The sequence below is a fragment of the Enterobacter sp. DTU_2021_1002640_1_SI_PRY_ASU_LCPMC_013 genome (assembly GCF_032389435.1).
Classification (GTDB): domain Bacteria; phylum Pseudomonadota; class Gammaproteobacteria; order Enterobacterales; family Enterobacteriaceae; genus Enterobacter; species Enterobacter hormaechei_C.
The window spans coordinates 2986963-2999809 of record NZ_CP135594.1; the positions used below are offsets into that span (position 1 = coordinate 2986963).

12 protein-coding genes are annotated in these 12847 nt (G+C 57.9%); 4 read left to right on the forward strand and 8 right to left on the reverse strand.

Translation table 11 applies throughout. The features are described 5' to 3' along the window. Positions 1-8: 8 nt before the first annotated feature. From RS584_RS14345 to RS584_RS14355, 3 genes are read right to left on the reverse strand one after another with little or no spacing between them, the layout of a single operon-like run. Positions 9-479 (reverse strand): DUF1456 family protein, encoded by a 471-nt coding sequence (locus RS584_RS14345; RefSeq protein ID WP_315748089.1) that lies wholly within the window; start codon positions 477-479, stop codon positions 9-11. Between the two features lie 46 nt (positions 480-525). Beyond that, on the reverse strand, positions 526-1245 hold the full coding sequence (gene btsR / locus RS584_RS14350; protein WP_015572336.1) for a two-component system response regulator BtsR: 720 nt from the start codon (positions 1243-1245) through the stop codon (positions 526-528). Then, positions 1239-2924, reverse strand: coding sequence for a sensor histidine kinase (locus RS584_RS14355; protein WP_032648895.1), 1686 nt, complete (start codon positions 2922-2924; stop codon positions 1239-1241). The genes btsR and RS584_RS14355 overlap by 7 nt, the downstream gene beginning before the upstream one ends. A 218-nt stretch (positions 2925-3142) precedes the next feature. On the opposite strand from RS584_RS14355, the gene mlrA reads away from it, so the two are divergent. After that, entirely contained in the window at positions 3143-3883 is a 741-nt protein-coding gene (mlrA, locus tag RS584_RS14360) for an HTH-type transcriptional regulator MlrA (protein ID WP_017693055.1), read from the forward strand. 69 nt (positions 3884-3952) lie between these two features. Continuing rightward, complete coding sequence (locus tag RS584_RS14365; RefSeq protein ID WP_017383372.1) at positions 3953-4066, forward strand: protein YohO; 114 nt, start codon at positions 3953-3955, stop codon at positions 4064-4066. Here the strand turns inward: RS584_RS14365 and RS584_RS14370 are convergent. The 5 genes from RS584_RS14370 to bglX all read right to left on the reverse strand — a co-directional run bounded on the left by RS584_RS14370 (position 4041) and on the right by bglX (position 10226). After that, positions 4041-4778, reverse strand: a complete 738-nt coding sequence (locus RS584_RS14370; protein ID WP_315748090.1) for an ABC transporter permease — start codon at positions 4776-4778, stop codon at positions 4041-4043. The two genes, RS584_RS14365 and RS584_RS14370, sit on opposite strands and share 26 nt — an antisense overlap. Then, the gene (locus RS584_RS14375) at positions 4762-5712 is read right to left on the reverse strand and encodes an ABC transporter ATP-binding protein (RefSeq protein WP_039270368.1); all 951 of its coding nucleotides are present in this window, start codon (positions 5710-5712) and stop codon (positions 4762-4764) included. Before RS584_RS14375 ends, RS584_RS14370 begins: the two co-directional genes overlap by 17 nt. Continuing rightward, entirely contained in the window at positions 5705-6862 is a 1158-nt protein-coding gene (locus tag RS584_RS14380; protein WP_159403413.1) for an ABC transporter permease, read from the reverse strand. The genes RS584_RS14375 and RS584_RS14380 overlap by 8 nt, the downstream gene beginning before the upstream one ends. A gap of 12 nt (positions 6863-6874) precedes the next feature. Then, entirely contained in the window at positions 6875-7792 is a 918-nt protein-coding gene (locus RS584_RS14385; protein WP_015572333.1) for an ABC transporter substrate-binding protein, read from the reverse strand. Positions 7793-7928: 136 nt separating this feature from the next. Then, the gene (bglX, locus tag RS584_RS14390; RefSeq protein ID WP_315748091.1) at positions 7929-10226 is read right to left on the reverse strand and encodes a beta-glucosidase BglX; all 2298 of its coding nucleotides are present in this window, start codon (positions 10224-10226) and stop codon (positions 7929-7931) included. A 189-nt stretch (positions 10227-10415) separates the two neighbouring features. Between bglX and dld the strand changes: the two genes are divergently transcribed. Beyond that, positions 10416-12173, forward strand: a complete 1758-nt coding sequence (gene dld, locus RS584_RS14395; RefSeq protein ID WP_315748092.1) for a D-lactate dehydrogenase — start codon at positions 10416-10418, stop codon at positions 12171-12173. A 102-nt stretch (positions 12174-12275) separates the two neighbouring features. After that, positions 12276-12830 carry a GNAT family N-acetyltransferase gene (locus tag RS584_RS14400; protein WP_017383377.1) on the forward strand — a complete coding sequence of 185 codons (555 nt, stop codon included), beginning with the start codon at positions 12276-12278 and terminating at the stop codon, positions 12828-12830. Positions 12831-12847 lie beyond the last annotated feature (17 nt).

The window sequence follows — 12847 nt, forward strand, 5'->3', positions numbered from 1 at the left end:
GCTAAAAATCACTCCTTCGGATGATGCACCCGGTGGGTCAGCCCGCGCAGGAAATTACGCAGGAACTGGTCGCCGCACTCGCGGTAATTTTTGTGGTCCGGCGCGCGCATCATGGCGGTCACTTCCGGCACGGATACGCGGTATTTTTGCTCCGTCATGATCGCCACAATATCGTCCGTTTTCAGCGAGAACGCGATGCGCAGCTTTTTCAGCACCGTGTTGTTGTTCACCCGGCGCTCCAGCGCCAGCTCTGGCGCGGCCGGATCTTTGCCACGCTTGTCGTAAATCAGGCCGTTCAGGAAACCCGACAGAATGATGTCAGGGCAGCGAACAAAGCCCTCTTCGTCTTCTTTGGTCATCCAGGTGTCGAAACCGGCAGACGTGGATTCCATGTCGGAGAGCGCAAGAATGCGCACCATGTCATTATTGTTCGCTTTCAGGGTGTAGCGCAGGCTACGAAGAATATCGTTACTTAGCATAGAGCCTTCGAATGTCGATGATGCAATGGCGCGCAGTGTACCAGTTTTACAGCCCTATCGCCTCTTTCAAACTTTTCAGGTAGCGGCGGCTGACCGGGACGGTTTGCCCCGCGCGCAGCACCAGCTCGGCCTGGCCGTTATCTTCCAGACGGATCTCCTTCAGGTGCGCCATGTTCACCAGATACTGACGATGGCAGCGGATCAGCGGCGTGCGGCTCTCCAGCGTGCGCAGGGTCAGCTCGGTAAAGCCTTCGTTGCCTTCGGCGCTGGTGACGTATACCCCGCTCAGACGGCTGCTGACAAAGGCAACGTCGTCCATTTGCAGGAGGTAAATCCGGCTGTGCCCGGTACAGGGGATAAACTTCAGGGGCTGCTGATGCTCCGGCAGCAGCGTCACGTCCTGCACGGTACGCTCCTGATGCAGGCGGGTCAGGGTCTTTTCAAGCCGTTTCTCTTCAATCGGCTTCAGCAGATAATCAAACGCGTGCTCTTCAAACGCCTTTACCGCGTACTCATCAAAGGCCGTCAGAAAGACGATATAGGGACGGTGCTCCGGGTCGAGCATGCCGACCATCTCCAGCCCGCTGATGCGCGGCATCTGAATATCGAGGAACAGCACGTCCGGGCGCAGTTTATGCACCGCACCGATGCCTTCAATCGCATTGGCACATTCCCCCACAACCTCGATATCACTCTGCTCCTGCAACAGAACACGCAGGTTTTCCCGTGCTAACGGCTCATCATCGACAATCAGCACTCTTAACATGCGTTCTCCTCCAGCGGCAATCGTAAGGTAATTCGGGTATAGCGGTCTGGCTCACAGGCGACGGTGATACCGCAGTCGTCACCAAAATGCGCGCGCAGGCGTTTATCCACCAGGCTCATGCCCAGACCGCCTGACGCGGAAGCTTCATACAGCCCCGCGTTGTCTTCAATATCCAGCACCAGATGGCGGTTAAAACGGGAAGCGGAAATCATAATCTCTCCACTTCCCAGCAGCTGCGACGTCCCATGCTTAATGGCATTTTCTACAATCGGTTGCAGGGTAAAGGCCGGAAGATGCTGATACGCCAGATCGTCCGGGACGGATAACGACACCTGTAAACGTGACTGGAAGCGCGCTTTTTCAATTTGCAGATAGGCGTTTACATGCTCAATCTCGTCCGCGAGGGTGACGATCTCCGAGGGTCGCTTCAGATTTTTGCGGAAAAAGGTCGAGAGAAATTGCACCAGCTGCGCGGCCTGATCGCTGTCGCGGCGGATCACCGCTTTCAGCGTGTTGAGCGCGTTAAACAGGAAATGCGGGTTCACCTGAGCGTGCAGGAGCTTAATTTCTGACTGCGTCAGCAGCGCTTTTTGCCGTTCATACTGCCCCGCCAGGATTTGCGCCGAAAGCAGCTGGGCGATCCCCTCCCCCAGCGTGCGGTTGATGGAGCTGAACAGGCGGTTTTTGGCTTCGTAAAGCTTAATAGTGCCCATGACGCGCTGGTTTTCGCCCCGCAGGGGAATGACCAGCGTAGAGCCGAGTTTGCACTGCGGATGCAGGGAACAGCGGTACGGCACTTCATTTCCGTCGGCATACACCACTTCACCCGTTTCAATAGCGCGCAGGGTATAGGCCGAGGAGATCGGTTTGCCCGGCAGATGGTGGTCGTCGCCGGTGCCGGTAAATGCCAGCAGCTTTTCGCGATCGGTAATCGCCACGGCTCCGATATCCAGCTCTTTATACAGCACCTGCGCCACCTTCATACTGTTCTCCTCGTTGAATCCCTGCCGCAGGATCCCTTCCGTCGACGCCGCAACTTTTAAGGCGGTGGCAGAAAATGCCGAGGTGTATTTTTCGAACATGGCGCGTTTGTCGAGCAGAATGCGCATAAACAGCGCCGCACCTACGGTATTGGTGACCATCATCGGTGCGGCAATGCTGCTGACCAGATGTAACGCATCGTCAAACGGGCGCGCGATCAGCAGGATGATCGCCATCTGCGCCATTTCCGCCACGAAGGTAATCGCCCCTGCGGTAAAGGGACTGAACACTTTATCCGGGCGACCGCGCTTAATCATATAGCTGTGGACGAGACCACCGAGCAGCCCTTCGACGATGGTGGAGATCATGCAGCTCAGCGCCGTCATACCGCCCATCGAATAGCGGTGCAGGCCGCCGGTTAACCCCACCAGACCGCCGACAACCGGGCCTCCGAGCAGCCCGCCCATTACCGCGCCGATGGCGCGCGTATTGGCGATGGAATCTTCGATATGGAGACCAAACCAGGTCCCCATAATGCAGAATATGGAAAATACGACGTAGCAGAGGAATTTGTGCGGCAGACGGACGGTGACCTGCATCAGCGGGATAAACAGGCGCGTTTTGCTCATCAACCAGGCGATGACAAGGAACACGCACATCTGCTGAAGCAACAGCAGCACCAGATTAAACTCGTACATACTCACAAACCGCACATTCTAAAAACGCGTAACATACACTGATAGCGGTTAACTTTCTTTGAAACGTGCCAAAAAAGCGATAAATCGTGTCCGCCATCACACCTTTTGCCGGAGATAACCTGTCTTTCGTATAATTTGTACAAAAAAGAATCAAATCTTCCTGGTTCCGCAAAGTGGGTCTACAGTTAAGCTGGGGACGCGCAAGCCTGGGGGCGAAAATGGCGCTTTACACAATAGGTGAAGTGGCACTCCTGTGTGATATCAATCCCGTTACGCTACGGGCGTGGCAGCGACGGTATGGATTGCTTAAGCCGCAAAGAACGGACGGCGGGCACCGCCTGTTTAACGATGCGGATATTGACCGGATCCGCGAGATCAAAAGCTGGATCGACAACGGCGTACAGGTCGGCAAGGTAAAATCGCTTCTGAGCCAGGACGATCCCGATACGCAGCTTCTCTGGCGCGAGCAGCAGGAAACGCTGCTGAGGCTGTTGCAGAGTGGCAATTTGCAGCGTCTGCGCGGCTGGATCAAAGAACAGGGTCGAGACTACCCGGCGCAAACCCTGATCACCCATCTTTTTATTCCCCTACGGCGTCGGCTTCAGTGTCAGCAAACCACCTTACAGGCACTGCTCAGCATGCTTGATGGCGTGCTGATTAACTATATTTCCGTCTGTCTTGCCTCAGCGCGGAATAAAAACAGCAAAGATGCGCTGGTGATCGGCTGGAACGTACACGATACCACCCGACTGTGGCTCGAAGCCTGGATTGCCACCCAGCAGGGCTGGCGCGTTGACGTGCTTGCCCACTCCCTGGCCCAGCTCAGGCCGGAACTGTTTGAGGGACAGACGCTGCTGGTCTGGTGCGGCGAAGTCCCCTCCGCTTCCCAGCAGCAGCTCCTGACGGAATGGCGCGAACATGGTTATCCCGTTTACTCGCTGGGGCCAAATGCGTCGTAACGGCATTTAATGGTTCATTAACAGCTGCGCTTCACCGTATAATTGTTCCGTTAACAACAGGAGCACATGATGAAGGCAACGAAACTGGCCGTAATTACCCTCTTTGCACTGATGGCCATCAGCGGTATCGGTGGCGTTATGCTTGCAGGTTATTCATTTATTGTTCGCGGCGGTGTTGGCTGAGGTATCCGGCCAGGCGTTCAAACAGGCGATCCACCACAATCGCCGCCAGCGCAACCAGAACCGCCCCCTGAATAATGTAAGCCGTATTAAACCCGCTTAACCCGATAATGATCGGCGTTCCCAGCGTATTGGCTCCGACCGTCGAGGCGATGGTTGCCGTACCAATGTTGATAATCACGGACGTTCGCACGCCGGCGATAATCACCGGTGCGGCCAGCGGCAGTTCGACCTTCACCAGCCGCTGCCAGGCGCTCATCCCCATCCCTTCCGCTACGCTCAGCACCGATGCAGGCACCGCCGCAATCCCCGCCAGCGTCCCTTGCAGAATGGGCAACACGCCGTACAAAATCAGCGCAATGATGGCAGGCTCCTGCCCAAAACCGATCGCCGGCACGGCAATCGCCAGCACGGCCATCGGCGGGAAGGTCTGCCCCGTTGCGGCGATGGTCTCCACCAGCGGACGAAACTCCCTGCCCGCGGGTCTCGTCACCGCAATACCGGCGCCTGTGCCCAGCACGATGGCAATCACGCTTGACACCGCCACCAGCCAGAAGTGCGCCAGGGTGAGATTAACAAAGCTCTCCTGCTGGTACACCGGGCGCGGCAGCCCGGGAACAAGCGCATTAAACAGCGCCGCGCTGTGCGGCATCAGGTAGAGTAAGGCGATAAACAGCCCTGTCAGCCAGAGTAACGGATCACGGACCCACTTCACGCGTCACCTCCCCCGCCAGCAGATCGCGAAAATGGATCGTCCCACATGGCGTCCCCTGCCCGTCCGCAACGGGTAACACCTCGCACTGCCGGGCGACAAACGCCGACAGGGCATCGCGCAGGCTCATCCCATCGTGCAGCGGTTCACCACCGATTTGCGCATCCTGCGGACGCAGATAGTCCCTGACGGTGCGCAGCGAGAGCAGCCTGACGCCCAGCTCGCTGCGGCCAAAAAATTCACGCACAAAATCATTCGCCGGCGAGGTTAACAGCTCAAGCGGCGTACCCTGCTGGACGACTTCGCCGTGATCCATCAGTACCAGACGATCGGCCAGCCGCAGCGCTTCGTCGATATCATGCGTCACCAGCACGATGGTGCGCCCTAGAATACGGTGGATGCGGCTCATCTCCGCCTGAAGTGCGCCGCGGGTGACCGGATCCAGCGCGCCGAAGGGCTCATCCATCAGCAGCACCTGCGGGTTAGCGGCCAGCGCGCGCGCCACCCCGACCCGCTGCTGCTGTCCGCCGGAAAGCTGGTGCGGATAGCGGTCGCGAAGCGACGCGTCCAGGCCCAGCAGCGCCATCAGCTCGTCGACACGCTCATTGATCTTCCCCCGGGACCATTTTTCCAGCTGTAGCACGGTGGCAATGTTCTGGGCCACCGTCCAGTGGGGAAACAAGCCGATGGACTGAATGGCGTAGCCCATACGCCGCCGCAGTTCCAGCACCGGCAGGCTGCGGATCTCCTCTCCGGCAAAGCGAATCGTCCCGCTGTCATGTTCCACCAGCCGGTTGATCATCTTCAGCGTCGTCGATTTTCCCGACCCCGACGTCCCGATCAATACCGAGAACGCCCCCTCGGCAAAATGCAGATTGAGGTGGCTTGCCGCCGGACGGCCCGCAAAGGTTTTACTCACATCATGAAATTCAATCATTGGCTCTTCTCCTGAGCAGCGCGAGCCACAGGGCAAACAGGGCATCCAGTACGACCGCCAGCGCAATCGTGGGCACAACGCCCAGCAGCACCAGATCCAGCGCGCTGCTGAGCAGCCCCTGGAAGACCAGTGCCCCAAAGCCGCCCGCCCCGATCAGCGCGGCAATCACCGCCATCCCCACGGTTTGCACCGTCACCACCCGCAGGCTGCGAACCAGCAGCGGAAGCGCAAGCGGCAACTGTATTTTCCAGAAACACTGGCGCGCGCTCATCCCCATCGCATGGGCGCTTTCCAGCACGTCGGGCGGAACCTGGCTTAACCCCGCCACCACGCCGCGCACCAGCGGCAGCAGCGCATACAGCACAAGGGCGATAAGGGCAGGCGTCAGCCCGGTTCCGGCAATGCCTGCCGCGGCCAACGCAGGGAAGGATTTCACCAGACCGGCCAGAGGGGCAATCAGCAGGCCAAACAGGGCAACGGAGGGGATGGTCTGAATAACGTTGAGCACGGTAAAGACGGCACCCTGGCGGCTGGGATGCCGGTAGCACCCTATACCCAGCGGCACGCCCAGCAGCAGCGCCGGGATCAGCGTCCCGAACAGGATCGTCAGATGTTGCGCCAGCGCGTTGTCAAACACCTCCTGGCGGTTGACGTACTCTTTTAACAGCGAGAGCTGATTCAGATCGCCGCTGAAGAGGATCAGCAGAGGGATAACCCAGAATTGCGCGTTCAGCAGCCAGCGCCAGACGGGTAGCGGCGTGAGACGGCGAATGGCATCGCTACAGACCAGCAGACAAAGTGCCAGCCACAGCCACAGCCCGCTGCCAATCGACGTGCGCGCCAGCGGGCTTTCAACCGAGGCCATCTGCGTTGCCGCCTGTCCCGCGCTCCAGAACAGCACGATAAACAGTGCTTCGCTGAGCAGAAGCGTCAGCCAAAGGGCGGCTCGCCCTGGCCAGAAGGCTAAGGCTACAGTACTCGCCAGCGCCGCGCCCAGTAGTAGCGGCGTAAATGACCAGATCTGCCAGAGCGCGCGCGGTTCGCCCGACACCAGACGGTTTGGCGCGACATTTACAAAGGGTAACGCGACCGCCGCAATGGCCACACAGGCCAACAGCAGCAGGACGCGGTTATGACATTTTATTGGCACAGCCTTGTCCTGTTACTTCACAAGCCCTTGTTGTTTCAGGAAGTCGGCAGCCACCTTTTTGGCATCCAGCCCCTCAACGGCAATGCTGGCATTCAGCTGTTGCAGCGTTTTCGCATCCAGTTTTTCAAACACCGGTTTGAGCCATTCCGCAATATCCGGGTAGGCTTTCAGCACCGCCTCGCGCACGACCGGGGTTGGGGCGTAAATTGGCTGAACGCCTTTCGGGTCGGTCAGGGTTTGCAGACCAAGCGCCGCGACCGGGCCGTCGGTGCCGTAGGCCATCGCCGCGTTGACGCCGGAGGTTTGCTGCGCCGCCGCCTTAATGGTCACCGCCGTGTCGCCGCCCGCCAGCGAGAGCAGCTGAGACTGATCGAGCTTGAAATCATAGGCTTTTTCAAACGCTGGCAGGGCATCAGCGCGCTCGATAAACTCTGCCGAGGCCGCGAGCTTAAACTCGCCCTTCTCTTTCAGGTAGCGGCTGAGATCGTCAAGCGAGGTGAGCTTGCCTTTCTCGGCAATATCTTTACGCACCGCGATGGTCCAGGTGTTGTTGGCCGGTGCCGGCGTAAGCCAGACCAGCTTATTTTTTTCCGCGTCCAGCTTTTTGACTTTTTCGTACCCGGCTTTGGCATTTTTCCAGGCCGGATCGTTTTCATCCTTGAAGAAGAATGCCCCGTTGCCGGTGTATTCCGGGTAGATATCCAGCTCGCCGGACGTGATGGCACCACGTACGACAGGCGTGGTGCCAAGCTGTACTTTATTGACCGTTTTCACGCCGTGGCTTTCGAGTACCTGCAAAATGATATTGCCGAGCAACGCGCCCTCGGTATCAATTTTGGAACCCACCTTAACCGGCTCTGCGGCCTGTAGCGGCAGGCTTAGCGCCGCCAGAAGCACCGCCGATCCTGTTATCCCCTTAATAATCGTCATTCTGCTTTCCTCATTATTTTGTGGCCTTTTTCATAGGCTTGAGACAAAAGCGTAGCTTAAAACAGCGAATTTAACCGTTTTTCGTACAAGATGAGAGGCATCCCCCGCCAGGCGGGGGATGGGGAGGAAGGTAAGATTATTGCAGCTCGAATTCGGCTTTGTTCACGCGGGCGGAATCCACGCCAATGAAGACGTTGAATTTGCCAGGCTCGGCATCGTATTTCATCTGCTGGTTCCAGAACTTCAGCGCATTCACGTCAATCGGGAAGCTGACCGTACTGGTTTCGCCCGGTTTCAGGTTGACCTTCTCGAAGCCGCGCAGCTGTTTCACCGGACGGCTCATGGAGGCCGTGACATCCTGAATGTACATCTGGATCACCGTCGCGCCTTCGCGTTTGCCGCTGTTGGTCACCTCCACGCTGGCGGTCACTTTGCCGTCATGCTTCATCGTAGGCGCTGATATTTTCACGTCAGAGACCTTAAAGGTGGTGTAGCTCAGGCCATAGCCAAACGGATACAGCGGGCCGTTCGCCTCATCGAAATAACGAGACGTGTACTTGTTCGGCTTGTCGGCGTTATACGGACGACCGGTGTTCAGGTGGCTGTAGTAAACCGGGATCTGCCCGACGGAGCGCGGGAAGGACATCGGCAGCTTGCCGGACGGGTTGTAATCGCCAAACAGCACGTCGGCAATGGCGTTACCGCCTTCGGTACCGGCGAACCAGGTTTCCAGAATGGCGTCAGCCTGCTGATCTTCTTTCACCAGCGCCAGCGGACGGCCGTTCATCAGCACCAGCACCAGCGGCTTGCCGGTGCCCTTAAGGGCGGCGATCAGATCGCGCTGGCTTTGCGGGATAGTGATGTCGGTCCGGCTGGAGGCTTCGTGCGCCATCCCCTGCGCTTCACCCACCACCGCGACCACCACGTCGGACTGCTTCGCGGCGTTCACCGCTTCGTCGATCATCTCTTTCGGCGTGCGCGGATCCACCTTCACCGCTTCCTCATACTGGTTGAGGAAGGTCACGATGTCTTTATCGTTGGTGACGTTCGCGCCTTTGGCGTAAACCACTTTTGCATTATCACCCACGGCGCTCTTAATGCCGGTCAGCACGGTAACGGACTGATCCGCCACGCCTGCGGCGGACCAGCTGCCCATGACGTCACGCTTGCTGTCGGCCAGCGGACCGACCACGGCAATGGTGCCGGATTTTTTCAGCGGCAGCGTGTCGAGACGGTTTTTCAGCAGCACCAGGCTTTCGCGCGCTACTTCCCGGGCTTCTTTACGGTGCAGACGGCTTTCGGCGTTGGTGTCCGCCGGGTCTGAATCCTTCGGCCCCAGATGGCTGTAAGGATCGTTAAACAGCCCCATGTCATATTTCACGTTCAGCACGTGGCGAGCGGCGTCGTCCAGCTCTGCCATCGTCACTTTGCCGCTCTTCACCAGCCCCGGCAGGTATTTGCTGTAGTACTCGTCGCTCATGCTCATGTTGATGCCGGACTTGAGCGCCACGCGTACCGCGTCTTCCGGATCGGACGCCGTGCCGTGTTTAATCAGCTCTTTAATCGCGCCGTGGTCAGAGACGGTAATGCCCTTAAAGCCCCACTGGTCGCGCAGCACATCTTTCAGCAGCCACGAATCGGAGGTGGCAGGCGTGCCGTTGAGAGAGTTCAGCGCTACCATCACCGCCCCGCTGCCCGCGTCCAGCCCTGCCTTGTACGGCGGCATGTAGTCGTTGAACAGGCGCTGTGGGCTCATGTCGACGGTGTTGTACTCTTTACCGCCCTCCACCGCGCCATAGGCGGCGAAGTGCTTGACGCTGGTCATCACCGAGTAACGATCTGCCGGGCTTTTGCCCTGCATCGCTTCCACCATGGTTTTGCCCATCGTGGCGGTTAAATACGTGTCTTCACCGAAGCCCTCCGAAGCGCGGCCCCAGCGCGGATCGCGGGAGACGTCAACCATCGGCGCCCAGGTCATATTCAGGCCGTCGTCTGCGGCTTCATATGCCGAAACGCGCCCGACGGTTTTCACCGCATCAAGATTAAAAGAGGAGGCTAAGCCGAGGCTAATCGGGAAGACGGTACGCTGGCCGTGCACCACGTCATAAGCGAAGAATAGTGGAATTTTCAGGCGGCTCAGCTCCATCACCTGATCCTGCATCTTGCGGATATCCTGGCGGGTAACGGTGTTAAAAATGGCCCCTACCTGCCCGTCTTTGATCATCTCGCGAATGGCTTCTTTCGGGTTATCCGGACCGACGCTGATCAGGCGCAGCTGGCCGATTTTCTCATCGACCGTCATCTTTTTGAGTAAATCCGTGACAAAGGCGTCGCGGGCTTCGGGCGTGAGCGGGTGATTACCAAACAAATCCTCTGCCAGCGCAGGTTGCAGCGCCAGGCTGACGGCAACACCTACAGAACATAGCCATTTCATGTTGTTATTCTCTCTCATCAATAACCGCGGGAAGCACCCGGCCAGACCGTGCGAAAAGCGCAGTGTGCCATAAAGCCTGAAAACCTTGCAGGGTTATTCTCTGATTTTTCTCATGAATACCCGACCGCTCAACGGCTAATCGCGCTATGCTTTACAGCGAGAAATTTGCCCCACCACAAGGAGTGGAAGATGTCTTCTGTTCGAACTGACGATAACACTACATTTATTAACGAACTGTCTCGCCTGGTTGGTCACTCTCACCTGCTTACCGACCCGGCCAAAACCGCCCGGTATCGGAAGGGCTTTCGCTCCGGCCAGGGCGACGCGCTGGCGGTAGTCTTCCCCGGTACGTTGCTCGAACTGTGGCGCGTGCTCAGCGCCTGCGTTGCGGCAGACAAGATTATTTTAATGCAGGCTGCGAATACCGGCCTGACCGAAGGCTCCACGCCGAACGGCAACGATTACGATCGTGACATCGTGATTATCAGCACCCTGCGCCTCGACAAACTGCACCTGCTGGACAAGGGCGAACAGGTGCTCGCCTTCCCCGGCACCACGCTTTACTCGCTGGAAAAAGCGCTTAAGCCGCTGGGACGCGAACCGCACTCGGTGATCGGCTCATCGTGCATTGGCGCCTCGGTGATCGGCGGGATCTGCAATAACTCCGGCGGCTCGCTGGTGCAGCGCGGCCCGGCTTACACGGAAATGTCGCTGTTCGCCCGTATCGATGAAAACGGCAAGCTGACGCTGGTTAACCATCTGGGGATCGATCTGGGCGTAACGCCAGAGCAGATCCTCAGCAAACTCGACGATGACCGCGTAAAGGACGAAGACGTTCAGCACGATGGCCGTCACGCGCATGACCACGATTACATCACCCGCGTGCGCGATATCAATGCCGATACGCCGGCGCGCTATAACGCCGATCCGGATCGCCTGTTTGAATCCTCCGGCTGCGCGGGCAAGCTGGCCGTTTTTGCGGTGCGCCTCGATACCTTCCCGGCAGAGAAAAAGCAGCAGGTGTTTTACATTGGCACCAATCAGCCGGAGGTGCTGACAGAGATCCGTCGTCATATTCTGGCCGAGTTCACTCACCTGCCGGTGGCGGGCGAGTATATGCACCGGGACATTTACGACATCGCCGAGCGCTACGGCAAAGATACCTTCCTGATGATCGACAAGCTCGGCACCGACAAAATGCCGTTCTTCTTCACCATGAAGGGCCGCACCGACGCGATGCTGGAGAAAGCATCGCTGTTCAAACCGCACTTCACCGACCGCTTTATGCAGAAGCTGGGTAACGTCTTCCCGGCGCATTTACCGGAGCGGATGAAGACCTGGCGCGACAAGTATGAACACCATCTGCTGCTGAAAATGGCCGGGGACGGAATTGCCGAAGCGCAGAGCTGGCTCACCGAATTCTTCAAAACCGCCGACGGGGATTTCTTTGCCTGTACGCCGGAAGAAGGCAGCAAAGCCTTCCTGCACCGCTTCGCCGCGGCGGGTGCTGCCATCCGTTATCAGGCGGTGCATTCCGAAGAGGTGGAGGATATTCTGGCGCTGGATATCGCCCTGCGTCGCAACGATACCGAGTGGTTTGAACATCTGCCGCCGGAGATCGACAGCAAGCTGGTGCATAAGCTCTATTACGGCCACTTTATGTGCTATGTCTTCCATCAGGATTACATCGTCAAAAAAGGGGTTGATGCACACGCGCTGAAAGAACAGATGCTGGCGCTGCTGCACGAGCGTGGCGCGCAATATCCTGCCGAGCACAACGTAGGACACCTGTACAAAGCGCCGGAGACGCTTAAACAGTTTTATCGCAAAAATGACCCTACAAACAGTATGAACCCGGGCATTGGTAAGACAACGCGGAAGAAATACTGGAAAGAGAGTGCCGAAACAGAGGAACACAATACGCAAGCCTCTGATGAACTCTTATAGCCAAATTTAAGAGATTGTTAAGCCCTCCTCAAACGTACTAGAGTATCTGCCTGTTGCCAGAGAAACGTTTTTCTGGCTTTCCAAACATGGAGCGGGCAGAACATGTCGGCTGTAGAAATTTTCCCCGAAACTGAAATCGAGGTGCGCGACGCCCTTCCTGACGATGCGCATGCCATCTCGGCGATATACGCCTGGCATGTGCTTCATGGCCGTGCGTCCTTCGAGGAAGTTCCTCCCACCGTCGATGAGATGCGTCAGCGGATGAAGAGCGTGACCGACAGCGGTTTACCGTGGCTGGTTGCGCTGTATCGCGGCATTGTTGTCGGCTACTGCTACGCCACGTTTTATCGTCCACGCCAGGCCTACCGGTACACCCTTGAGGAATCCATCTATGTGGATGCCAGCACTACCGGGCGCGGGTTTGGATCGGCCTTACTCCAGGCACTGATCGCCCGTTGTGAACAAGGGCCCTGGCGGCAGATGATTGCCGTGGTTGGTGACGGAAACAATAATGCGGGATCGTTACGGCTGCATAAAAAACATGGCTTCGAGGTTGTCGGTCAACTGCGCAGCGTGGGGTATAAGAAGGGCGACTGGCGGGATACGTTGATCATGCAGCGTCCACTCAACGATGGTGACTGGACGCTGCCGGAATAGGCGCTTTCGCCCGGTGG